Origin of the sequence: Gracilimonas sp. (assembly GCF_014762685.1) — a bacterium.
Lineage (GTDB): Bacteria > Bacteroidota > Rhodothermia > Balneolales > Balneolaceae > Gracilimonas.
In genome coordinates this window covers 831,958-855,202 of the sequence record NZ_JABURM010000005.1, presented here as the reverse complement: position 1 = coordinate 855,202, position 23,245 = coordinate 831,958, and the positions used below count along the sequence as shown (strand labels likewise).

Genomic DNA, 23,245 nt, shown 5'->3' with positions numbered 1-23,245 from the left:
TCTGTTTTTACTCCCTGCGGTTTTTCCACCACATGCTGTCACTTGATGCCTCAAGTGATAATGAGGGTTCTGAATTATTTTCAGAGATACCTTTAAGTAATGCCGCTGCCACGGATACATCACTTTCTGATTGCCGGGGTTGCATTTTTTCCGGCGTGAAATGATTTGGGACAAAATGCGTATCATATTTTGCCTCTATAAAATCCGGATGATTTAGTGTGAATTCACAAAATGGTATTGTGGTTTTACATCCGGCAATCTCATATTCATCAAGAGCCCGAAGCATACGTTTACGAGCTGTCTCACGATCCGGTCCATGCACACTTAGTTTAGAGATCATGGGGTCATAATTGATAGTAATTTGCTGCCCCTCTTCCACCCCGGCATCAACCCGAATGCCTGATCCGGTTGGGATACGATGTTTTAAAAGTAATCCGGTACTCGGCAGAAAGTTGTCTGCAGGATCTTCTGCATAAATACGGCATTCGATAGCGTGGCCATTAATAGCTAAATCTTCCTGTTTAAAGGGTAGCTTTTTCCCTTCAGCAACTAAAATTTGCAGCGCAACCAAATCAACGCCTGAAATCATTTCAGTTACAGGGTGTTCTACCTGAAGACGAGTATTCATTTCCAGAAAATAGAAATCCATATTCTTGTCAATCATAAACTCAATGGTACCCGCTCCAACATAATCACAAGCTTTAGCTGCTTTTATTGCAGATTCTGCCATTCTCTCTCGAAGTTCCGGAGTCAAGACAGCGCAAGGAGCTTCTTCAATTACCTTTTGATGCCTACGTTGTACCGAACATTCCCGGTCAAAAACGTGAAGCACATTCCCATGAGTATCTGCAATTATCTGAAATTCAACATGGCGGGGTTGTTCAAGATATTTCTCGATATAAATGCGGTCATCGCCAAAAGCATTCTTGGCTTCTGATTTCGCAGCTTTTATACTTGCTTCAAATTCTTCTTTTTTATGGACAATACGCATTCCCTTTCCTCCACCTCCGGCAGCAGCTTTTACCAAAATGGGATAACCGATATCATCTGCAACACTCCGGGCCTCCTCAATATCCTTCAGTTCGCTTTTTAACCCAGGCGGTGTTGGAATATTTGCCTTTGTTACTAACTCGCGTGCTTCTGTTTTATCTCCCATTAATCGTATAGCCTTCGGTTCCGGCCCTATAAATATGATCCCTTCCTTCTTACATCGTTCCGCAAAAGATGCATTTTCACTCAAAAACCCATATCCAGGATGCACAGCATCAGCGCCTGTTTGCTTAACGGCATCAATGATTTTATCTATAACCAGATAACTTTCCGAAGAAGCCGCTTCTCCAATAAAAACGGCTTCATCGGCATGAAGGACGTGTGGAGCATGTGCATCAGGTCTTGAATACACCGCCACTGTTTTAATCCCCAATTCCTTACAAGTGTGAATTACCCTAAGTGCAATTTCTCCACGATTTGCGATCAGTACTTTATTTATTTCAGCCATAAAATCCTGTTTTGTTTTTGCCTAATGATAGGACTTTACGGCATGATTCTCCAAGCCAAAAAGCAGATTTTACCCGGCTGTTTTCATATCTAACAAAACACGGGGGAGAATGGATAATTTTTCGGTGTAATTGAGATAGGCTCGATTGTCGAAAACATTATAATTGTTTTCTTCGATTTTATTTAAAATTCTGCTGTAGTTATGGCGCGCAAGGTAAACAGGAAGCCTGCTATCACTTGATAATAAAGGTATTCCCAAATCCGCTTTAGTGTAAAAGTGTCTGGTTCTGTTAATCTGAAACTTCATCATCTCAATAAAGTTTTCATTCAGTAACCCGGAAGAAAGGTCTTCTTCTGTAACGTCAAACTTTTTCAAGTCTTCTGCGGGAAGATAGATCCGCCCACGCATGAGATCCTCCCCTACATCCCGGAGAATATTAGTCAACTGCATCGCAATACCTAAGTCAACGGCATAGTCAAGAGCTTCTTCATCCATATATCCAAAAACTTCACTGGTCATTAAACCAACTACAGAAGCTACTTTATATGAATAGTCATAAACTTCTTCAAAGTTTTCAAAACGATCCTTAACAAGATCCATTTTAACTCCATCCATCAGGATAAAAGGAAGTTCAATGGATATTTGATATTTTTTCAGCGTATCGGCAAAAGCCGTAAGGATCGGATCATCTACAATTTTTTCATCATAAACGTCAATCAGTCTCTGCTTGAAAGCTTGCAGTTTTTCATCAACCTGATCAAAAGTTATTTTTTGGTCGTGAATTAAATCTTCAGCTTCATCCACTAAATCATCCAGGTATCGGCATAAACCATAGATTGCAAAAATACCCCGTTGTTTTTCATTGGGTAAAAAGCGGGTAGCCATGTAAAATGTTTTCGCATGCTTTCTGGTAATAAAACGACAATGAGAATAAGCTTTCTTGAGATTGTCATCTTCCAAATCTTCAATTACAGATTTATGGAAAGCGGTCTTCTCGTATATCGGACGAATAAATTGATATGGAATATTTAAGATATTTGTCATTTAAATAAAATTTTTCTCTCTTGCTAAAGCTTTATTCACATCGAAATAGTTCCCGTCAACGAATAGTTATTTTCAATTTATAAGGATAACATTTTGAAAAGAAGATGTTTATACTTGCAACTTGAAAATGGTTATATTGAGTTAATAGTTCTCTATTATGTTATTAACCTAATTAATACATAGTACTAAATAGTTCAGGCGTAATGAATAAAAAAGTTACCATTTATGAGGTTGCTAAAAAAGCAGAGGTTGCAATTTCTACAGTCTCTAGGGTACTTAATGGATCCGAGAATGTATCTAAGGCTACAAAAGAGAAAGTTGAAAAAGTTATTAAGGAATTAAATTTTCGCCCTCAGGTTAACGCCCGCAAACTAGCCAGTAAGGAGCCTCAAATGCTGGCAATAGCCGTTCCTTCCTTCACAACGCCATATTTTAATGAAGTCTTAAAAGGCGTAAAAGATGAAATCAAGAAAATGGATCTTGATATTATTATGTATAATACGGGATCAAAGAATCCTGAAGAAGGCGTCCAAAACTTTTTTGACAGAGGAACTGCAGATGCCGTTATTTTACTTTCCATTGATGTAAGTGATACTGTTCATGAACTTATACAGGCCACACAAACGCCGGCCGTTTTGGTGAACTCTTCCCACCCCGCCTATAATTATTTTATGCTTAATGATTACCAAGGTGGTTATTTAGCCGGCGAGCATTTGGTTAAGCAAGGATTCCAAAAGTTAGGCATGATTACAAGCATTGTGGAATCTCATACTTCTAAAGAAAGAATACGTGGTTTTGTTGATGCACTCAAAAATTACAAAATAAAGGTAGATAAAGATCTTTTCATGAGTGGCGATACCACCAAGCATGGGGGGTTTACCGAAGAAGCCGGGTTCGAAGCTATTTATAAATTTGAAAAATTAGGTAAATTTCCGGATGCTATTTTCTGCTCTAATGACACCCAGGCTGTAGGTGCAATTTATGCCTTATCCAAGCTGGGGTTAAAAGTGCCTGAAGATGTTGCCATTATGGGGTATGACAATATAAAATTGAGTAAATATTTAGACCTTACCACCATCGATCAGAAAATGTATACTATTGGTGTTCAGGCCACTAAACGATTGGCTGAGATTATTGAAAAACCGGATGATGAGCTTTACCAAACTACTATTAACCCGGTGTTGGTTCAACGAGGTTCAACTGAAAATAAACAAGCAAAGTGAGTAAACTTTTTTCTGCGCAGGAAGCCCTTAATAACTGTATAATTTCAACTACTGTTCCCGGACTCCCCTCCCCTTATAAAGGAAAAGTTCGCGATGTATATGAATTAGGAGACGAAAAGCTCGGTATTGTAGTAACCGACCGCATTTCTGCTTTTGACTTCATCATGAAGCAAGCCATTCCCTTTAAGGGGCAAATCCTAAATCAACTGGCTGCATTTTCTTTTGATAAAGTAAAGGATATTGTAGCAACTCATATAATTGATGTTCCACATCCCAATGTAACAATTGCAAAAAAGTGTGATCCAATCTCCATAGAAGTAGTTATTCGCGGCTACCTTACGGGGCATGCATGGAGAACCTATAAATCAGGCGACCGAGAACTTTGCGGAGTAAAATTACCAGATGGATTAAAAGAACATGATAAATTTCCATCTCCTATCCTGACGCCTGCAACCAAAGCTGCTGAAGGACATGATGAAGATATATCTGAAAAAGAAATTATATCCCGAAAAATTGTAGATCCTGCCCTTTGGAATGAAATTAAAGAAATCGCTTTCAAATTGTTTGAACGGGGTACTAAAATAGCTGCAGAGCAAGGGTTAATTCTTGTAGACACCAAATATGAATTTGGATTATTCAACGGAGAATTAACCCTGATTGATGAAGTTCACACTACTGATTCTTCCCGGTATTTTTACATGGACGGATATAAAAAAAGACAGGCTGAAGGTCTTCCGCAAAAACAGCTTTCCAAAGAATTCCTTCGCGAATGGCTGATGAAAAATAACTTTCAGGGCCTGGAAGGACAAACCCTACCGGACTTGCCGGATGATTTTCGCATGGAAGTATACCATCGCTATGCAGAGCTATTTGAAATGCTGACAGGACGTAGTTTTGAGCCGGTTTTAGAGAAAGACTTTAACTCTACACTCAAAGAAGTTTTTGGATGATTGACAAAACAAATTTAGATGCCAAATTTAATCTGATTACAGAATACTGGACTCCAAAAATTATCGCTGAATCCAATGAACAACTCGTTAAACTTGCCAAGTTAAAAGGTGAGTTTATTTGGCATGATCATGAAGAGGAAGATGAACTTTTTTTTATTGTTAAGGGAAAGCTCCTGCTGCGTTTTGAAGATCGGGATGTACATTTAAAGGAAAATGAATTATTTGTGGTTCCTGCCGGTATCAAACACCTTCCCATTGCCGAAGAAGAGTGTTGGGTTATGTTGATTGAACCTAAATCCACCACCCATACCGGTTCGGTAAAAAGCGAGCGTACAATCGAGATTGATCAACAGGAATGGATATGAAAATCTATATCAAAATATATGTATGAGTTCCATAAAGACAAGAGCCGTTATTTTGATATGCAGTATAAAACCGGAAGGGATTATATACTCCCTTTTATAACTGATCTTTTACCACGCAGAGAACAATTACACATATTAGAAATAGGTTGTGCCGAGGCCGGGGTACTGAAAGCATTTACCGAGCTTGGACATAAGTGTGTTGGAATTGAACTTTCTGAATGGAGAACAGCACTAGCCAAAAAGTATATGCAGAAAGAAATACGCGAAGGACTTATAAGCTTTTTAAATAGGGATATTCTAGAAATTAATCCCAGCGAAGAATTTAAAGATCTGTTTGATGTCGTAATTCTAAAAGATGTAATTGAGCATATTAATAATCAGGAAGAATTTATAAAAACACTAAAAAAGTTCATTGATCCCGACGGTATTGTCTTTTTTGGATTCCCGCCTTGGTACATGCCTTTTGGTGGCCACCAACAGATCGCGCATAATAAGTGGCTTTCAAAACTTCCCTATTTCCATCTATTGCCAAAACCTGTATACAAGTGGGTTTTAAAAATAGCCGGGGAACCGGATATAAAAATACAAGGCCTGCTTGAAATTAAAGAAACCGGAATCAGCATTGAACGCTTTGAAAAAATAGTGAAAAGCTCAGGCTGGAAAATTGAAAAAAAGAAATACTGGTTATTCAATCCAATTTATAAATGGAAGTTTGGAGTCAAAGCACGCAGGGTCTTCCCCCTATTTTCCAGCATACCTTTCATTAGAAATTTCTGGACTTCTGCTATCTATTATGCCATAAAGCAAAGAAATTGAGCAATGAGGAAATCTTCTGCTTTCGATGTTATAATGCTAATGATTAAAACAATTCTTTAGCTACCTCATATACCGAAGCAGACTTCCCCATCGAATAATAATGCAGACTGGGAACACCAAAATCCATCAATTCTTTAGATTGAGCAATAGTCCACTCTATTCCTGCTTGCCGAACCTCCTCATTCGTGGAGCATTTTTCAATTTCTTTACTGAGCTCTACCGGTAAGTCTACATGGAATAGCTGAGGCAAAATAGTCAGCTGTTTTTTGGAAGTGATTGGCTTTAGTCCGGGTATAATCGGGACATTAATGTTCTTTTCCCGGCATTTCTTCACAAAATCAAAAAACGATTGGTTGTCAAAGAACATTTGCGTAACGATATAGTCTCCGCCCTTTTCTATCTTCAACTTCAAGTATTTAAGATCAGTATCCATATTCGGTGCGGCAAAGTGTTTCTCGGGATAACCTGCCACACCAATGCAAAAATCAGAAGGTTTGGCATTCTCTAATTCCTCTTCTAAATAAATGCCGTTATTCAAATCCACCACCTGCTCTATTAACTCGGAAGCATAGGCATGTCCACCCGGTTCAGGTACAAATTCGCGCTCAGGCTGACGAGTGTCTCCCTGAATAAGAAGTACATTATCAATTCCTAAAAAATTGAGGTCAATAAGTGCATTTTCCGTGTCCTCTTTAGTGAAACCTCCACAAATAATATGAGGTACGGCATCCACTTCATAGTGATTTTGTATGGCCGCACAAATCCCAACCGTTCCGGGGCGTTTACGTACAGTTTTCCTCTCCAATAATCCATTTTCCCGCTTTTTATACACAAATTCTTCCCTGTGATAGGTTACATCCACAAAAGGTGGGTTAAATTCCATAAGTGGGTCCATATGGTCAAATAATGACCGGATATTTTGTCCTTTTAAAGGCGGCAGGACTTCAAATGAAAACAAGGTATCGTCGTTTGCTTTTTCTATGTGTTCAGTTACTTTCATGTTTTAGCCGGATTGTATTCCAAATTTGATGAAAGCCATTGTTCGACTCTCCTTTTTGTCATTGATTTTCGTCTCGCATACTCTTCAACCTGATCTTCTCCGATATTCCCCACCCTGAAATAGCGTGATTGAGGATGCGAGAAATACATTCCGCTAACAGATGAAGCCGGATACATGGCAAAGGATTCAGTAAGTTTAATTTCCGCCTGATTTTCCACATCCAGTAAATCAAACAAAATGCGTTTTTCGGTATGATCAGGGCATGCCGGATAGCCAGGTGCGGGACGAATTCCCGAATATTCTTCAGCTATCAATTCCTCGTTGCTGAAATTCTCTTCATCAGAATAGCCCCAAAATTCTTTACGGACACGCTCATGCATTCGTTCAGCAAAAGCCTCTGCCAGCCGATCGGATACGGCTTTCACCATAATCACCATATAATCGTCATTGGCTTCTTTGTACTTGTTGATAATCTCTTCGATGCCAAGACCGGCAGTTACAGCAAAAAAACCAATATAATCCGTAATACCGGTCTCTTTGGGAGCAATATAATCCGAGAGAGATGAATTTGGTTGCCCTGATCTCTTTTTGGTTTGCTGTCTTAAAAAATGAAATTCGGTCAGCTTTTCAGACAGATCTTCATTTTTATATACTTTCACATCATCTCTGTAACTTACTGCCGGATAAAAACCTATCACTCCTTTTGACTTCAATAAACCTCGTTCAATAATCTCATCTATCAATTTATTAGCATCGTCAAAAAGTGACTGAGCTTGTTCCCCAACTTCTTCGTCTTGAAGAATATCCGGATATTTACCGGTCAACATCCATGTCCGGAAAAAGGGTGACCAATCAATATAATTTCGAAGCTCAGCAATGGGGTAATTCTCAAAAGCTTTGTTTCCAATAAAAGTTGGTTTTGGGGGTTGATATCCACTCCAGTCTATTACTGTTTTATTATCCCGGGCTTTTTCAAAAGGAAGCAGTTCCTTCTTATTTTGGCGGTCTTCATGCTGCTTGCGTAATTCAGCATACTCTTTCTTCATGTCAATTTTAACACCATCTCTGCGTTTGGCACTGATTACATCCCCGGCTATGGAAACCGCTCTGGAGGCATCCAACACATGAATAATAGAGCCATCATACTCCGGATCAATTTTAACCGCGGTATGAAGGCGTGACGTGGTTGCCCCTCCAATAAGTAAGGGTAGATCCATATTGCGTTTCTTCATTTCGCGTGCAACGTGTATCATTTCATCCAGCGAAGGGGTAATTAAGCCGCTTAAGCCAATAGCATCTACATTTTGCCTTTCTGCTTCATCCAGGATTTTATCGGCCGGTACCATCACTCCTAAATCCACCACGTTGTAATTGTTACAAGCCAACACCACACTTACGATATTCTTACCGATGTCATGAACATCGCCTTTTACTGTTGCCAATAATATCTTAGGCTGTTCGCTGGTGTCTTTGTTGTCCTTTTTTTCTTGCTCAAGATAGGGAGTGAGATACGCCACCGCCTGTTTCATTACGCGAGCACTTTTCACTACTTGCGGAAGAAACATTTTTCCCGAACCGAAAAGATCACCTACAATATTCATTCCGTCCATCAGCGGACCTTCAATCACCTGTAGCGGACTACCGTACTCCACCCTTGCTTCTTCAGCATCTTCTTCTATATAATCGTTAATACCCTTTACAAGCGAATGACTTATGCGATCTTCGACCGGTTTATTTCTCCACTTATCATCTGTTTTTTTCTTAACAGAGGAGGATTCATTTTTAAAATTCTCAGCAATTTCCATGAGCCGTTCAGTGGCATCATCCCTTCGATCAAAAAGCACATCTTCCACCCGCTCCAGCAGCTTTGTGGGAATGTTGTCATAAACCTCCAGCTGTGTTGGATTCACAATCCCCATATCCATTCCGTACTGAATTCCATGATATAAGAATGCAGAATGGATAGCCTCACGAACCCGGTTATTCCCACGAAACGAAAAAGAGACATTGCTGACACCTCCAATCACGTGTGCCCCGGATAGATTTTCACGAATCCATTTTGCAGCCTCAAAATAATCTATGGCATTACGACGATGCTCATCCATCCCAGTGGCCACCGGAAAAATATTTGGGTCAAGAATAATATCTGAGGGGGAAAAACCAACTTCTCCGGTCAGTAATTTATACGCCCGTTCACAAATTTCTATTCTTCTTGGCAGCGTATCAGCTTGTCCATCTTCATCAAAAGCCATGCATATAACAGCAGCTCCAAATCTTCTTACAATTTTGGCCCGTCTTAGAAATTCTTCTTCCCCATCTTTTAAGCTAATAGAATTAACTACTCCTTTACCCTGCATGCATTTTAATCCTGCAAGAATTACTTCCCATTTTGAAGAATCCACCATGATAGGAATCCGGGCAATTTCAGGATCAGAAGCAATGAGATTTAGGAAGTTGGTCATTTCAGCAGCGCTGTCTAACATCCCTTCATCCATATTCACATCCAGAATTTGCGCCCCCCCCTCCACCTGATCCTGCGCTACCTTAAGGGCTTTATCATATTCTTTATTTTTTATGTAATTAAGGAAAGTCTTTGAACCCGTTACATTTGTCCGCTCTCCAACATTCACAAAATTGGAGTCTTCTGTAATGATAAGAGGTTCAAGTCCGCTAAGTGTAAGTGGCAGTGTCTTCATTATTTTTGACCGCTAATACGCGAGGATCGCTACGTTTTTCAATTTATTATTCTGTGTATCCCCAATCATCAAATCACCATTCCCTTTACGTCCTTAGCATCTTTACGATTCAACTTCCTTGGTTCATAATTCCGGGCCAGCTCGGCCATTTTTGTGATGTGTGCGGGGGTAGTCCCACAACAGCCCCCGAGGATATTTACCAATCCGTCTTCCAAATATTTCTCTACTTCTTTTGCCATTGCATCGGGGCCCTGATCATATTCACCAAACTCATTTGGCAGTCCAGCATTGGGATAAGCGCTTATGTAAAATGGTGATTGTTCTGCCAAATTTTGTAAATATGGCTGGAGTTGTTTTGCTCCAAGTGCACAATTAAACCCAACGCTTAGAATTGGAGCATGGGAAATAGAAATCAGGAATGCTTCTACCGTTTGTCCTGAAAGTGTACGCCCGGAAGCGTCAGTTATAGTTCCTGAAACCATAATAGGCACTTGCTTACCTGTTTCATCAAATAGCTCTTGAACAGCGTATAAAGCAGCTTTAGCATTCAGGGTATCAAAAATAGTTTCAATGAGTAACACATCTGCCCCGCCATCAATAAGTCCTTTGGCCTGCTCCCTGTAAGCCTCAGCAAGTTCATCGAAAGTAACGGCACGATAACCCGGATCGGTTACTTCCGGTGAAATGGAAGCTGTTTTATTAGTAGGTCCCATGGAACCGGCTACAAACCGAGGTTTATCCGGATTTTGTCGAGTAAATTTATCCGTCGCTTTTTTGGCAATCTGGGCTGATTTCTTGTTTAATTCATAAACAATGTGTTCGAGGTTGTAATCGGCCTGCGCAATACTCGTACCGCTAAAGGTGTTGGTTTCCACAATATCAGCTCCTGCTTCCAGGTATTCTTCGTGGATAACCTGAATAATATCAGGGCGGGTCAGACTTAATAAATCATTATTCCCTTTAAGATCATCGGAATGATCCTTGAATTGTCCTCCCCTGAAATCTTCCTCATTCAAGGTATAGCGCTGAATCATGGTACCCATGGCACCGTCAAGGATTAAAATTCGTTTTTCTAAAGCTTCTTGAATATTCACTCTTTCATATTTGGATTAGCTTATGCAGAAAGAGTCTGAGAATGATCAGCTCGCTTATCTTCCATCTCATGGAAACTGCATGAGATGTGGGATTTGGCACCTGTCGGACACATAAAATATGCATCTGATGGTTGCCAAGACGTCAACGGGCCCATTCCCTCGGTCTTTCTTTATAAGCATTCAATAAATTCGAATTAAATATAAGGGTATGAAAGGCCTTGAGCAATATAGATCACAATATTTGTGAGATCTGAGCTCACCTACTTAAATTATTTCTCCAAATTCTAAGGGGAAGAATTATTGAATGATTTCTTTAACAAAGCCAGGCAATGCAAAGGCGCCCTGATGAACTTCTTTATTATAGTACTTTAAAGAATCACTAAATTCTGTCAGACCTTTTTCTACCCTCTCTAAAACCTCATCAGATTGTACTTGCACTCCTTTGGATGCAAAGGCAAAAGACCACATACCGGCAGGATATAATGGTATAAAACCTAAATACATCTCTGTCTCGGTAAAAACCTCTTGAAGCGCCTTAAATACTTTTTTTATGCTTTTATGATATTCCTGCACCCACGGAGATTCAGTTTGAGCCGAGAGTACCCCGTCTTCCTTCAATGCATCAAAACAAAATTGAAAAAAATCCTTTTCAAAGAGTCCTTCAGCCGGTCCTACCGGGTCGGAACCATCGATAATAACCACATCATATTCAGCTTTTGCAGCTTTAACAAAGGCGATACCATCTTCAAATAATACCTTAAGCCTCTTATCATCCCAAGCTCCAATACCCGGGAAAAACTGTTCTGAGGCACGAACTACAGCTTCATCAATTTCCACCATATCCACATGTTTAACTGATGAATGCTTTAACACTTCACGAGCCGTCCCTCCGTCCCCGCCTCCAATAATCAGCACTTTTTCCGGGTTAGGATGTGCAAACATCACAGGATGAGCAACCATTTCATGGTACACAAACTCGTCTTTCTCAGACAACATCACCATTCCATCAATGGTCATCAGGTGGCCCCAGGTATCCGTTTCGTACACTTCTACCAGCTGGTAATCACTCTGCTCTGAAAAAAGCAGCTTTTTTAATCCAATTGTTAAGCCTGTATTCTCGTGATAAAATTCGTTGAATTGGAGGGGCATGATTTGTCAGTTGTTCGTTATTAGTTGTCTATGGAGTTTGGTTTAAGAACTCAGAAGAAGATATCCAGACAATTCTGAATTCACTATCCTGAGTTCCTATATTCCATTATTAAACCTTGAGGCTCCAAACTATTAAGAATCAATTCATCGAAAGAAACTTGTTAGTCAGTCAATAATCCTTTTCAGCTTCAGCTGCAGGTTTAAAGAGCAACTTCTCTCCTTTTGCCACTTTGAAAAGTCCGCGCTTCATTTCCATACTGCTTACGTTTTGAGAGCCAAATGCTTCTTTCAGGAATTCTTGTATGATCCAGGGATCAATGGTGTCACCACATGTAAAAATATCTACCGCAGCATAATTATACTCCGGCCAGGTATGGATGGCCACATGAGATTCAGCAATCACAACAACCCCACTCACGCCGTATGGACTGAATTTGTGAAAATTGTGAGAAATAATGGTAGCCCGTGCAGCTTTGGTGCCGGCTAACATGGATGATTCGATGTATTCTACATCGTTAAGTTTTGCGGATTCGCAGTCGTAAAATTCAACTAAAATTTGTCGGCCAAGTGCTTCCAATATTTATAAGGATCTGAAATTAAAAGTACAGTGATTAGTGCTTTTGTAACTAAAAGCGAAAACGTATACTTGGCTTAACAGGAGCCGCTGATACTTCCTTCTTTTAAAGCAAATTCAAAGATACATATTTTTGCAGAAAATCAATGTTATGCTCTCTTAAAATTTTTTCCTTGTACCTCATATAGATATCATAATTATAGTCAATTATCTGTTATATTTATCATCTAACAATTTTATTTATCGCCTTTAAATTTCATACTCTTTAATGAAAAATAATTATTACGAACTGATTGACCAGACCTATCACTTCCCTCAGAATGGGTTTGAACTGGTCAACGGCACGCTGAGATTCAACAATGTAGACCTAAAACATCTGATTGAAAAATACGGGACCCCTTTCAAACTCGCCTATCTCCCTAAAATCAGAGAAAAAATTCAGCAATCGCGAGAGTATTTTAATCAGGCGATAACCGAAAACAACTATTCCGGAAAGTATGAATTTTGTTACTGCACCAAATGCTGCCATTTTAATCACGTTGTAAGAACAGCATTAAAAGAAAATGTCTCATTGGAGACGTCTTCTTCGTTCGATATTGACCTAATTGAGAACCTTTATAATAAAGGTGTATTTCCCCAGGATAAAACCATCGTTCATAATGGATACAAAACGGACGATTATATTAAGAAAATTGGGCGATTGATCAACAATGGGTTTTCGAATTCCATCTGCGTACTGGATAATACCCATGAACTTGACAAACTGATGGAGCTAGATACCAAAAAGCCCATAAAAATAGGGTTACGGATATCTATTGAAGAAGACCCGCAGGCCTCCTATTACACTTCCCGCCTGGGTATAAACAAACGTGAAATATTGGATTTTGTCCGTGAAAAAATAATAGGTAACGATCAAGTTGAACTGGTTATGGTTCACTTTTTCGTGGATTCCGGTGTTGGCGATAATATGTATTATTGGAATGAATTCAAGAAGGCCCTGGCTCAATTCACCAAAATTAAAAAAATTGTCCCTTCTGTTACGGCATTGAACATCGGCGGTGGTTTTCCAATTCAGAACAGCCTCAGCTTTGAATTTGACTATAAATACATTACCGGTGAGATAGTCCGTAATATTCAGGAAGCCTGCAAAGATGATGGAGTTGAAGAGCCTGATATTTATACCGAATTCGGAAAATATACCGTTGGTGAAAGCGGAGCTGTAATTTTCCAGGTACTGGAACAAAAACAGCAAAATGACACGGAACTTTGGTATCTGGTCGATAACAGTTTGATGAATACCATTCCAGATGCATGGTCGATCAATGAGAAGTTCATCTTGCTGCCATTGAACAAATGGCAGAACCAATATAAACGCGTGAACATCGGTGGTATAAGCTGCGATCATTCCGATTATTACAATTCAGAAGAATTAAATCAGCAAGTATTGCTTCCGGCCTATTCTGATGACGAAGCTGAGCCGCTCTATATTGGATTCTTCCATACCGGGGCTTACCAAGATTCCATCAGCGGATATGGCGGAATCAAACATTGCCTCATTCCCTCTCCTAAACACATTGTGGTGGATAAGGATGAAAATGGAAATCTCTTCGATTATGTTTACCGTGATGAACAAACGGTAGATAATATGCTTAACATATTGGGTTATAATGACTAAAACGGATCAAGTTTTTACAGGTATTAAAGGAAAGCACAACGAGTTCGAACAAGCCAGAGTCTTGCTTCAATCCATTCCCTACGATGGAACAAGCACCTGGGGAAAAGGAGCCGATCGTGGTTTTGAAGCCTTTTTGGAGGCCGCCGAGAACATGGAAATCTACGATATTGAAACCGACAGTGAAGTGTACAAGGAAGGCGTTCATATCATTGATCCAATTCTGGAAGATGCTTCACCGGAAGCCATGTTTGAAGCAGTATATAAAAACACTCAAGAGTTATTAAAAACCGATAAATTCCTTACCTTTTTTGGTGGTGAACATTCCATCAGCATCGGTATCATAAAAGCTTTTTATGAGGCCCATCCTGACATCACCATTCTGCAACTGGATGCACATACAGATCTTCGCCCTGAGTATCACGGCTCGCCCTACAATCACGCTTGCGCCGTTTACGATGCCTCCCTAAACGCAAACCTGATTCAGGTGGGCATACGCAGCATGGATTCCGAAGAGTTAAAATATCTCGATCGAAACAAATGCTATTTTGCTGAAGATATATTTGGTCAAACAGACTGGATGGATGATTCGCTTACTAAAATGACCGATAAAGTATATATAACCCTCGACCTTGATGTATTTGATCCATCCATTATGCCGGCAACCGGAACACCAGAGCCCGGAGGAATGAACTGGAATATTATGATCCAATATCTCAAAAAAGTATTTCAACAAAAGCATGTACTCGGCTTTGATATTGTAGAACTTGCTCCTATTGAGGGACTTACAGCTCCACAGTTTTTGGCTGCCAAACTTTACTATAAAATGTTAAGCTATAAATTTGCGAATTCATGAGTAACAAAGGACCCGTTTCAGAATTTATAACCCACCATTTTCGTCATTTTAATGCTGCTACGGTAGTTGATGCCGCCAAAGCGTATGAAAAGCAACTTGATTCGGGGGCTAAGATGATGATTACCCTAGCCGGGGCTATGAGTACCGGTGAATTGGGACTATCGCTGGCAGAAATGATTCGCGAGGACAAGGTACATATCATCACCTGTACGGGCGCCAACCTTGAAGAAGACGTTTTCAACCTGGTTGCACATAATTATTACAAGCGAATTCCCAATTACAGGGATTTGAGCCCACAGGATGAACAAGAACTTCTCGAAAATCACTTCAACAGGGTAACAGACACTTGTATTCCCGAAGAAGAAGCCATGAGGCGTATTGAAGATCATTTGGTGAAACGCTGGGTAAAAGCAACCAAAGAAGGCGAACGGTATTTTCCTCACGAGTATTTTTATGATGTATTGTTAAGTGGAGACCTGGAAGACGATTACCAAATCGACCCTAAGGATTCCTGGCTTCTGGCTGCCGCTAAAAAGAATATCCCCGTTATTGTACCGGGATGGGAAGATTCAACCTGCGGTAACTTTTTTGCATCCCATTGCATTGAGGGCAGGACACAGTCTTCCGCGATGAAATCCGGCATCGAGTATATGATGATGTTATCCGACTGGTATCAAAAAGAATCAGGGAATGGTATCGGATTTTTCCAAATCGGTGGCGGTATAGCCGGGGACTTCCCCATTTGTGTTGTTCCCATGATTGAGCAAGATCTTGGAAAAAAAGACATACCACTTTGGTCCTACTTCTGTCAGATAAGTGACTCCACTACCAGCTACGGTTCATATTCGGGTGCCGTTCCTAACGAAAAAATAACATGGGGAAAGCTTGGAATTGACACACCAAAATTTGTCATTGAATCGGATGCAACTATTGTAGCTCCGCTAATTTTTGCTTATCTGTTGGGCTGGTAATTTTAATTAAATAAACGACTGCGTGGCAATCACCAAGAAAAAAATATCTGCTGAGCAAGCTCTTCATATCTATAAAAGCTTACTTCTCCCTCGACGTATTGAAGAACGCATGCTCAAATTATTACGCCAGAATAAAATCAGTAAATGGTTTTCAGGTATTGGCCAAGAAGCGGTAGGAGTTGGAGTTGCATTATCTGCAAAATCGGAAGACTATATTTTACCCATGCACAGGAATCTTGGAGTATTTACCGCGCGTGAAGTCCCCCTCTACCCTTTATTTTGTCAGCTTTTTGGAAAAGCTGATGGCTTTACCGGGGGGCGGGATCGCTCTTTTCATTTCGGAAGTTTAGAGCATAATATCGTTGGTATGATTTCGCACCTTGCTGCCATGATGCCTGTCGCCGACGGACTCGCCCTCGCTAAAAAACTTAAGAAGGAAGACGCTGTTGCCTTTTCATTTTGCGGTGACGGAGCTACCAGTGAAGGTGATTTTCATGAAGCATTGAATCTGGCCGCTGTATGGCAATTACCGGTTGTTTTTGTAATTGAAAATAATGGATATGGACTGTCCACTCCTACTTCTGAACAATTTGTTTGCGAAAATTTATCCGATCGGGCCAAAGGCTACGGAATGCATGGCTTCAATATCGATGGCAATAATATCTTTGAAGTGATGGAGACGGTAGAAAAGGCGCGAAAGCTTGCCTTAAAAGGAGAACCGGTTCTTATTGAAGCAAAAACGTTTCGTATGCGTGGGCATGAGGAGGCATCCGGAACTCACTACGTACCTGATGTTTTGTTTGAAGACTGGGCTGAAAAAGATCCAATTCTGAGATTCGAACAATTTTTGGAATCAGAGGGAATCGCCGGCGAAAAGGAATTCAAAAATATTACCAAAGAGATTGATCAATCATTTAAAGCAGAATTGAATAAAGCTCTTGAAACTGCCGATCCTGTTTTTGACGAAGAGGCCGAATTGAAGGCAGTGTATGCGCAAGAAGAACCCCAGGTCCCCACACATGCTGACGGAGTGACCTACGAGCGTCGTTTTGTGGATGTGATACAATCTACCCTACGACAGGCTTTTGAAGAAGATGAGTTATTTCTGATTATGGGACAGGATATCGCTGAATATGGCGGGGTTTTTAAAATTACGGAAGGATTTTTGGAACAGTTTGGCAAAGAACGCATCCGCAATACTCCCATCATCGAATCCGGAGTACTGGGAGCAGCCATGGGACTGGCTTTGGAAGGGTTCAAACCCGTAGTAGAAATGCAGTTTGCTGATTTCATTTCCTGTGGCTTTAACCAGATTGTGAATAATATTGCCAAAACTCATTACCGTTGGTCACCCCCATTAAACATTACTATACGTGCCCCGCATGGCGGTGGAGTTGGAGCAGGTCCTTACCACTCCCAGTCAGTAGAAGGCTGGTTTATGCAGATCCCCGGACTTAAAGTCGTCGTTCCCGGAACTGTGGAAGACGCTCAAAACCTATTGTACAGTTCGCTTTATGATCCCAATCCCGTGCTATTTTTTGAACACAAAAAACTCTATCGAAGCCTCCGCGAAGTAACTCCCGACAAAGCAACATATGAACCACTAGGGAAAGCTAAAGTCCGGCATGAAGGAACCGATGCCTCTATTATTACTTATGGAATGGGCGTACAATGGGCACTCAACATAGTTGATGAGTACAGTCAAAAAGGAATTTCTCTGGAAGTCCTCGATTTAAGAACTCTCCTTCCTTTGGATAAAGACGCCATTAAAACTACCGTCCAGAAAACAGGAAAAGTACTGCTTTTACAAGAGCCGTCTCTAACCTTGGGGCCGCTAAGTGAGATATCCGCCATCATTACCGAAGAATGTTTTGAATGGTTAGATGCACCTGTAATCCGCTGTGCTTCTTTGGATACCCCCATCCCCCATGACAAAAACCTGGAAGATGGTTTTATCGCTAATTCAAAATTTAAAGAAAAACTATCCAAATTGTTGGAATACTGACTGCTTCAGTATTAAAAGGATTTTTGGAGAGGTTTTTTCTGATTGAGAATTTTTATTTCCCTCGTGGCGCCCCGATGATTTACTGCTCTAATAAGTAAGAAATTATATCTTATCTAATCTGATGCCTCCGCTTCAATAAATACGCGCTTCACTCTAGGATAGGCTTCTTTAATTTTTGCGGATAATGTTGCTGTATCAGATTCTATTTTGTCCGAATTTATAATCGAATGAAAATCAGCATTAATTGTGACCAGGATATACTCCGGCCCCATATGCAAGGTGAGTACTTCATTAACTGTCTGAATAGAGTTAACATTATCAGTCATGCTCTTGATTCCATCTACTATTTCAAGATCGGCGCTTTCCCCAATCAATAATCCTTTGGTTTCATGTGCCAACCAAATTGCAGTACCACCCAGAACTATCCCAATGGTGATGGAAGCTATCCCATCAAAAATAAGTAACCCGGTAACCTGAGATAAGTAAACGCCCAAAAAAGCCACAATCAGGCCTAACATAGCAGCTGAGTCTTCAAACAAAACTACAAATGTAATCGGGTCTTTTTGCCGCCGAACCGCTTTATAATAGCTTTGACTTCCTTTAGTGCGTTTAAATTCTTTCCAGGCAAAGTACCAGGCAAAACTTTCGAAGATCATAGCCAGACCCAGCACAATGTAATTGATCATCGGGTTTGATATTTCATGAGGATCCTGAAGGCTGTGAATACCTTCGTATATAGAAATACCGGCTCCTACCCCAAAAATTATAATAGCTACCGCAAAACTCCAGAAATAAACTTCTTTGCCATGTCCAAACGGGAATTGTGTATCAGCAGGTTTTTGGGCTTTTTTAAGTCCCAAGAGTAACAAAAGCTGATTACCGGTATCAACTACGGAATGGATACCCTCTGACATCATCGCCGAACTTCCACTAATCGATGCAGCTATAAACTTAGTAACAGAAATGAGCGAATTTCCAATTAGGGCAGCGTAAATTACTTTCTTTGATCCGGAAGCCAATGTAGAATATTGTATGAATTGATTACGTCAAAGAAAAGTTATTCTCAAGTAATATGCATATGCTTTCTTAAAAAAATATACCAAGGTAGTCTATAATCAACTATGGTGTACTTTTTACTAATCACTTTCAGGAATACTTGCCATCAAGCGTTTCAAAAACCCTTCCCGAGCCTTAAACTCTTGTAATTCCTGTAATAATTTTTTACCTCCTTTGGCAGAAAATGCCAATTCACGTAGCTCGTCATCATGCAAAAGCACTTCTTCAAATGTCTCTCTCTCAACCGAGCCCATTTCATCATCAACATAATCGATAATGAATTCCTCGATTACAGGGTGGTATTCTTTGTCTAAAAAATTTTCCATAAGGGGAGTTTGCTAAATTGTCTTTCACTCCCCTTTAATTTAATCAGGCCGCATTTGTTCCCAATTGTGCATAATCTTCTATTAGCGCTTGTACTTGTGCTCTGCCACGATTAATTCTTGACTTCACAGTTCCCATCGGAATGCTGGTAATTTCAGATATTTCTTCATAGGAAAGTTGCTGCAGATCGCGGAGTATAATCACCTCACGGAAATCTTCCGGTAATTCCATTAGTGCTTTTTCAAGCTGCTCCATACATAGTTTTTCATGAAGAGCATCATCCTGAAGAATATTAGCATCCTCCAGAAGAAGTTCCCTGTCATCAGGATCGGACTCATCTTTGTGAATCGACACTTTATACATTCGCTGTTTCTTTTTGTATAAGCTCTTGGCAAGGTTCAGCGCAATGGTATACATCCATGTCGAAAATTTAGCAATGCGCTCATAAGAATGTTTACTTTTATGAACTCTGAGAAAGGTTTCTTGTACCAAATCTTCACAATCCTGATGATTGTGTGTATAGCGATATAAGAAGTTATGAAGGCGATCTTGGTACCGATAAACTAATTCATTGAAAGCCAACTCCTGACCGTTTTGGAAATATTCCATTAAATCTTCATCATCATACTTCTTTACGTATGTCGCTTGAAACGCTTTCATATTTAAACTCCACAATTTAGTTTCGATTCTTACTTAATCGCGAATCGATACTATCCGATGATTCGCTTAACCAGGAAGAATAAAATCGATGTGGAGTCTAATGTGCTGAAGCCTTTAATGGAGCGATCTGCATCCAAGAGAGCTTCAAATATCCGGGGCATTTCGCTGTAATGAAAGTTTGAGGCGTCATCCCAAAGCTTGTTAAAGTACCAGCTGCTGCCGATGCCTAACTCACTCTGAATTTTATTTTTAGCAAACCCTTTTTCAGAGTACCTCAAAATTTGCCAGATATTTACGAACACACTGTTAAAGAACCCCACGAGACGAATCAATTCTCCCGTGTCTGATTTAGTGTGTTGCAACATCTGTTCCGAAATGTATAGTGATTGTTCCAGATTTCTCTTAACAATGGCTTCTTTAAGCTCTATGGCCGTAAATTCCCGATATGAGCCGATTATTTTTTTTACATCAGCTTCCGATATGGTATCAAAAGTGTCCACAAAAGTGCACACTTTATCTATTTCTGTGGACAGTAACTGGAGGTTATTACCCACAAATTGAGCTAACAGTTGGGCTGCTGCAGGTTCTATGCTTTTAGAGTGATGACTTTTTACCCAATCAATTACCCAATCCGGGATTAAATAGTCAGCCATCCGCTCAAACTCGTGAAAACCAACATTTTTACTTTTCTTAATAGCTTTACCAATGTTGGTATTGCCGGCCGGTTTTTTGGTATCAAACATCACCAGCAATGTATTTGGATTGGGGTTCTCTATATAGGAAATAAAGTCGTTGATATGACCACTGGGTGAACCATCTTCACTGCCCCCTTTACTTAACTGTAAAAAATTACGGATGATAAGCACTCGTTTTTCGGCCATCATCGGAAAGCTTTGAGCAATAGATAAAACCTGAACAGGGGTTACTTCTTGTCCATACAACAAATCAAAGTTAAAGTCTTTTTGTTCCGGCGGTATAATCTTCGAAAACTGCTCTAACAATTGGTCAAGATAGAATTCTTCCTCACCATATAAATAATAGATCGGTTTCAGATTGCCGGAACTCAGCTCCCCTTTCACCTGCTGATAAATCTGATTGCTATTTTGTTTTCGTGCCATTGCTGGCAAAGATAAGGAAAGTGACCTTGAATGAAATGATAATCTTTTGAGATTTTAGGGAACATAACATTTCAAGAAAAGTAACACTTTAATATGAGACTAAAGCCAAAATCAAATACAGTGAAAAACGACCAAAGTCCCCAATCTCCTGCCATTACCTATATTACAAAACCAACTGAAATCACCGGCGACATAAAATGCAGTGATGATCTGCGAATAGCAGGTACTGTTGAAGGCGACATTAGAGCCAAACAGAAAGTAATATTGACGGATTCCGGGGTTGTGAAAGGAACCATTCATTCCCCTTCTGCTGATATAGCCGGTAAAATGACCGGTGATGTTCGAACTTCAGAAAAATTAACACTACGCCCAACCGCCATTATAGATGGGGAAATATTTACAAAAAAGATAACTATTGAAGATGGTGCCCAAATAAAAGGATCTTTGCAAGTTGGGCCGGATATAGAAGTTGAGAAAAGAAATACTCAAAAGTCATCTGATTCCATGAGTTCCAATTCTGTTTCAGCCTCACAATCATCCAAAAATGAAACAAAGAAAGAAAAGGATGATACCGATGACAACTCTGATTCTGAAAAAAAATCAGGCAGCAAAAATTCCGGCTCATCAACTAAGCTTTCTGTATAAAAAGCTCTAAGCTAAGGCTTCAGCCTTCCCATCATTCGTGGGAATGGAATCGTTTCACGGACATGAGAAAGCCCACAAAGCCATGCAACCGTTCGTTCTAATCCAAGTCCGTATCCTGAATGAGGTACGGTCCCGTAACGGCGTAAATCCAGGTACCACTCAAAAACTTCCTTATCCAGCCCCTCTTCCTTAATACGCTCTTCCATTAGCTTAAGATCATCTTCGCGTTGGCTTCCTCCTACTATTTCACCATAGCCTTCAGGAGCAAGAATATCCATCCCCAATGCCAATTTATTGGTTTCATCCCGCTTCATATAAAAAGCTTTGATTTCCGCCGGCCAGTGAGTCACTATCATTGGAACATCGTATTGCATCATCAACACTGTTTCATCACTTCCGCCAAAATCATTACCCCACTCAAAGCTCCGGGCAGATTCTTTCCAACTAGGAATATTGCGCAAGTCTTCTTCAATTTGATCTATTCGAGCTGAAATTTCTTTTATACGCTGGTCAATTTGAGACTTTCGCCATTTTTTAGCGGATCCGTGTTCTTTCTTAATCTCTTGCCATTCCTTTTCCAGATCCACCTGTTCCTGGCGTCGTGATTCTGCCATTTCATCCAGCATGTCAGCTGTCTCATCACTTTTCAAAACATCTACTGCTTCTGTGTAAGTTGTTCTTACAAATGGTTCATTGGCAGTTTTTTCAAGTGCAGACATATCCCGTTCCAAAATTTCCAGCTCTTCTTTTCGATTCTCCAATACGGCAGATACAATTGACTTTATCATGTCTTCAGCCAAGTCCATATTCATTTCCAGATCATAGTATGCCATTTCCGGCTCAATCATCCAGAACTCAGTTAGGTGACGGCGTGTTTTGGATTTTTCAGCGCGAAAGGTTGGGCCAAAAGTGTAAATCAATCCATGGGCCATTGCCATAGCTTCACCGTATAGCTGGCCGGTTTGGGCTAAATATGCTTTTTCTTCAAAATAATCCGTTTCGAAAAGCGTGGTGCTTCCTTCCGCAGCATTACCTGTAAAAATTGGAGAATCCATTTGCACGAAATCCCGTCCCTGGAAAAAAGTATGAATGGCAAAAATGATTTCATTCCTAACCCGCATTGCCGCCCACTGCTTTTGGCTGCGCAACCATAGGTGGCGGTTATTCATCAAAAACTCTACTCCGTGTTCTTTAGGGGTGATGGGATAATTCTCAGCGATCTGAATGACTTTTACATCCGTTACGTGGATTTCATGTCCGCCAATGCTTCGGTCATCTGCTTTAACCGTACCGGTAACTTCCAAAGAACTTTCTTGTTTGAGCGAAGTTGCAGCTTCCCATGCATGTTCAGAAACATCATCTTTTGCAATCACACACTGAGTAAGACCGGATCCGTCTCTCATTTCAACAAAAACCAAGCTTCCGCTGCTTCGGAAATTATACACCCAACCTTTTAAAGTTACTTCTTTATCAACATGTTTTGAGAGTTTACTGATGTAGGTCATTGCTAATTTTAAATGATTTAATGC

General features: G+C 40.2%; 21 protein-coding genes and 1 riboswitch. Of the genes, 9 read left to right on the top strand and 12 right to left on the bottom strand.

The features are described from left to right. Positions 1-7: 7 nt before the first annotated feature. Both accC and HUJ22_RS03825 read right to left on the bottom strand, forming a co-directional pair. Entirely contained in the window at positions 8-1,498 is a 1,491-nt protein-coding gene (gene accC / locus HUJ22_RS03830; protein ID WP_290874116.1) for an acetyl-CoA carboxylase biotin carboxylase subunit, read from the bottom strand. A 69-nt stretch (positions 1,499-1,567) separates the two neighbouring features. After that, the gene (locus HUJ22_RS03825; RefSeq protein WP_290874113.1) at positions 1,568-2,542 is read right to left on the bottom strand and encodes a squalene/phytoene synthase family protein; all 975 of its coding nucleotides are present in this window, start codon (positions 2,540-2,542) and stop codon (positions 1,568-1,570) included. Positions 2,543-2,745: 203 nt separating this feature from the next. Here HUJ22_RS03825 and HUJ22_RS03820 point away from each other — a divergent pair, with 203 nt between their 5' ends. Genes HUJ22_RS03820 through HUJ22_RS03805 form a run of 4 tightly spaced genes read left to right on the top strand, consistent with a single transcriptional unit; the run spans position 2,746 to position 5,896 of the window. Beyond that, a complete protein-coding gene (locus tag HUJ22_RS03820; protein ID WP_290874110.1) occupies positions 2,746-3,765 on the top strand; it encodes a LacI family DNA-binding transcriptional regulator in 1,020 nt (339 codons plus the stop codon). After that, positions 3,762-4,715 (top strand): phosphoribosylaminoimidazolesuccinocarboxamide synthase, encoded by a 954-nt coding sequence (locus HUJ22_RS03815; RefSeq protein ID WP_290874107.1) that lies wholly within the window; start codon positions 3,762-3,764, stop codon positions 4,713-4,715. The genes HUJ22_RS03820 and HUJ22_RS03815 overlap by 4 nt, the downstream gene beginning before the upstream one ends. Beyond that, positions 4,712-5,080 (top strand): cupin domain-containing protein, encoded by a 369-nt coding sequence (locus tag HUJ22_RS03810; protein ID WP_290874104.1) that lies wholly within the window; start codon positions 4,712-4,714, stop codon positions 5,078-5,080. The genes HUJ22_RS03815 and HUJ22_RS03810 overlap by 4 nt, the downstream gene beginning before the upstream one ends. A gap of 18 nt (positions 5,081-5,098) precedes the next feature. Beyond that, positions 5,099-5,896, top strand: coding sequence for a methyltransferase domain-containing protein (locus tag HUJ22_RS03805; RefSeq protein ID WP_290874101.1), 798 nt, complete (start codon positions 5,099-5,101; stop codon positions 5,894-5,896). A gap of 43 nt (positions 5,897-5,939) precedes the next feature. Here HUJ22_RS03805 and HUJ22_RS03800 read toward each other — a convergent pair whose 3' ends face one another. The 5 genes from HUJ22_RS03800 to speD all read right to left on the bottom strand — a co-directional run bounded on the left by HUJ22_RS03800 (position 5,940) and on the right by speD (position 12,412). Continuing rightward, positions 5,940-6,896 (bottom strand): methylenetetrahydrofolate reductase, encoded by a 957-nt coding sequence (locus HUJ22_RS03800; protein ID WP_290874098.1) that lies wholly within the window; start codon positions 6,894-6,896, stop codon positions 5,940-5,942. Continuing rightward, a complete protein-coding gene (gene metH / locus HUJ22_RS03795; protein ID WP_290874095.1) occupies positions 6,893-9,592 on the bottom strand; it encodes a methionine synthase in 2,700 nt (899 codons plus the stop codon). Before metH ends, HUJ22_RS03800 begins: the two co-directional genes overlap by 4 nt. Before the next feature lie 68 nt (positions 9,593-9,660). Then, positions 9,661-10,686: a homocysteine S-methyltransferase family protein gene (locus tag HUJ22_RS03790; protein ID WP_290874092.1), complete on the bottom strand. Its 1,026-nt coding sequence runs from the start codon at positions 10,684-10,686 to the stop codon at positions 9,661-9,663. A gap of 51 nt (positions 10,687-10,737) precedes the next feature. Then, positions 10,738-10,865: riboswitch (SAM riboswitch) on the bottom strand. Positions 10,866-10,983: 118 nt separating this feature from the next. Next, positions 10,984-11,835 carry a polyamine aminopropyltransferase gene (gene speE / locus HUJ22_RS03785; RefSeq protein WP_290874089.1) on the bottom strand — a complete coding sequence of 284 codons (852 nt, stop codon included), beginning with the start codon at positions 11,833-11,835 and terminating at the stop codon, positions 10,984-10,986. A gap of 169 nt (positions 11,836-12,004) precedes the next feature. After that, on the bottom strand, positions 12,005-12,412 hold the full coding sequence (gene speD / locus HUJ22_RS03780) for an adenosylmethionine decarboxylase (RefSeq protein WP_290874086.1): 408 nt from the start codon (positions 12,410-12,412) through the stop codon (positions 12,005-12,007). 265 nt (positions 12,413-12,677) lie between these two features. On the opposite strand from speD, the gene HUJ22_RS03775 reads away from it, so the two are divergent. The 4 genes from HUJ22_RS03775 to HUJ22_RS03760 are packed head-to-tail and all read left to right on the top strand — an operon-like array spanning position 12,678 to position 17,913. After that, positions 12,678-14,084, top strand: a complete 1,407-nt coding sequence (locus tag HUJ22_RS03775; RefSeq protein ID WP_290874083.1) for an arginine decarboxylase — start codon at positions 12,678-12,680, stop codon at positions 14,082-14,084. Further along, positions 14,077-14,937, top strand: a complete 861-nt coding sequence (gene speB, locus HUJ22_RS03770; RefSeq protein ID WP_290874080.1) for an agmatinase — start codon at positions 14,077-14,079, stop codon at positions 14,935-14,937. Before HUJ22_RS03775 ends, speB begins: the two co-directional genes overlap by 8 nt. After that, on the top strand, positions 14,934-15,908 hold the full coding sequence (locus HUJ22_RS03765) for a deoxyhypusine synthase family protein (protein ID WP_290874077.1): 975 nt from the start codon (positions 14,934-14,936) through the stop codon (positions 15,906-15,908). Before speB ends, HUJ22_RS03765 begins: the two co-directional genes overlap by 4 nt. A gap of 22 nt (positions 15,909-15,930) precedes the next feature. Further along, positions 15,931-17,913, top strand: coding sequence for a dehydrogenase E1 component subunit alpha/beta (locus tag HUJ22_RS03760; RefSeq protein ID WP_290874074.1), 1,983 nt, complete (start codon positions 15,931-15,933; stop codon positions 17,911-17,913). A 113-nt stretch (positions 17,914-18,026) separates the two neighbouring features. On the opposite strand, the gene HUJ22_RS03755 is transcribed toward HUJ22_RS03760, so the two are convergent. From HUJ22_RS03755 to holA, 4 genes are all read right to left on the bottom strand, one after another. Beyond that, positions 18,027-18,932, bottom strand: coding sequence for a cation diffusion facilitator family transporter (locus HUJ22_RS03755; RefSeq protein WP_290874071.1), 906 nt, complete (start codon positions 18,930-18,932; stop codon positions 18,027-18,029). A 117-nt stretch (positions 18,933-19,049) separates the two neighbouring features. Beyond that, positions 19,050-19,295, bottom strand: coding sequence for a hypothetical protein (locus HUJ22_RS03750; RefSeq protein ID WP_290874068.1), 246 nt, complete (start codon positions 19,293-19,295; stop codon positions 19,050-19,052). A 43-nt stretch (positions 19,296-19,338) separates the two neighbouring features. After that, positions 19,339-19,953: a sigma-70 family RNA polymerase sigma factor gene (locus HUJ22_RS03745; protein ID WP_290874065.1), complete on the bottom strand. Its 615-nt coding sequence runs from the start codon at positions 19,951-19,953 to the stop codon at positions 19,339-19,341. Between the two features lie 50 nt (positions 19,954-20,003). Further along, positions 20,004-21,071 (bottom strand): DNA polymerase III subunit delta, encoded by a 1,068-nt coding sequence (gene holA / locus HUJ22_RS03740; protein ID WP_290874063.1) that lies wholly within the window; start codon positions 21,069-21,071, stop codon positions 20,004-20,006. Positions 21,072-21,164: 93 nt separating this feature from the next. Here holA and HUJ22_RS03735 point away from each other — a divergent pair, with 93 nt between their 5' ends. Continuing rightward, complete coding sequence (locus tag HUJ22_RS03735; RefSeq protein WP_290874060.1) at positions 21,165-21,716, top strand: polymer-forming cytoskeletal protein; 552 nt, start codon at positions 21,165-21,167, stop codon at positions 21,714-21,716. Between the two features lie 11 nt (positions 21,717-21,727). Here the strand turns inward: HUJ22_RS03735 and HUJ22_RS03730 are convergent, their stop codons facing one another. Further along, positions 21,728-23,221: an amino acid--tRNA ligase-related protein gene (locus tag HUJ22_RS03730; RefSeq protein ID WP_290874057.1), complete on the bottom strand. Its 1,494-nt coding sequence runs from the start codon at positions 23,219-23,221 to the stop codon at positions 21,728-21,730. Between the last annotated feature and the right edge of the window lie 24 nt (positions 23,222-23,245).

Excerpts from the sequence above, each read along its gene's own strand:
- accC (WP_290874116.1), bottom strand. The coding sequence starts at position 1,498 with ATGGCTGAAATAAATAAAGTACTGATCGCAAATCGTGGAGAAATTGCA.
- HUJ22_RS03825 (WP_290874113.1), bottom strand. The coding sequence starts at position 2,542 with ATGACAAATATCTTAAATATTCCATATCAATTTATTCGTCCGATATAC.
- HUJ22_RS03820 (WP_290874110.1), top strand. The coding sequence starts at position 2,746 with ATGAATAAAAAAGTTACCATTTATGAGGTTGCTAAAAAAGCAGAGGTT.
- HUJ22_RS03810 (WP_290874104.1), top strand. The coding sequence starts at position 4,712 with ATGATTGACAAAACAAATTTAGATGCCAAATTTAATCTGATTACAGAA.
- HUJ22_RS03805 (WP_290874101.1), top strand. The coding sequence starts at position 5,099 with ATGTATGAGTTCCATAAAGACAAGAGCCGTTATTTTGATATGCAGTAT.
- HUJ22_RS03800 (WP_290874098.1), bottom strand. The coding sequence starts at position 6,896 with ATGAAAGTAACTGAACACATAGAAAAAGCAAACGACGATACCTTGTTT.
- metH (WP_290874095.1), bottom strand. The coding sequence starts at position 9,592 with ATGAAGACACTGCCACTTACACTTAGCGGACTTGAACCTCTTATCATT.
- speE (WP_290874089.1), bottom strand. The coding sequence starts at position 11,835 with ATGCCCCTCCAATTCAACGAATTTTATCACGAGAATACAGGCTTAACA.
- HUJ22_RS03775 (WP_290874083.1), top strand. The coding sequence starts at position 12,678 with ATGAAAAATAATTATTACGAACTGATTGACCAGACCTATCACTTCCCT.
- speB (WP_290874080.1), top strand. The coding sequence starts at position 14,077 with ATGACTAAAACGGATCAAGTTTTTACAGGTATTAAAGGAAAGCACAAC.
- HUJ22_RS03765 (WP_290874077.1), top strand. The coding sequence starts at position 14,934 with ATGAGTAACAAAGGACCCGTTTCAGAATTTATAACCCACCATTTTCGT.
- HUJ22_RS03750 (WP_290874068.1), bottom strand. The coding sequence starts at position 19,295 with ATGGAAAATTTTTTAGACAAAGAATACCACCCTGTAATCGAGGAATTC.
- HUJ22_RS03745 (WP_290874065.1), bottom strand. The coding sequence starts at position 19,953 with ATGAAAGCGTTTCAAGCGACATACGTAAAGAAGTATGATGATGAAGAT.
- holA (WP_290874063.1), bottom strand. The coding sequence starts at position 21,071 with ATGGCACGAAAACAAAATAGCAATCAGATTTATCAGCAGGTGAAAGGG.
- HUJ22_RS03735 (WP_290874060.1), top strand. The coding sequence starts at position 21,165 with ATGAGACTAAAGCCAAAATCAAATACAGTGAAAAACGACCAAAGTCCC.
- HUJ22_RS03730 (WP_290874057.1), bottom strand. The coding sequence starts at position 23,221 with ATGACCTACATCAGTAAACTCTCAAAACATGTTGATAAAGAAGTAACT.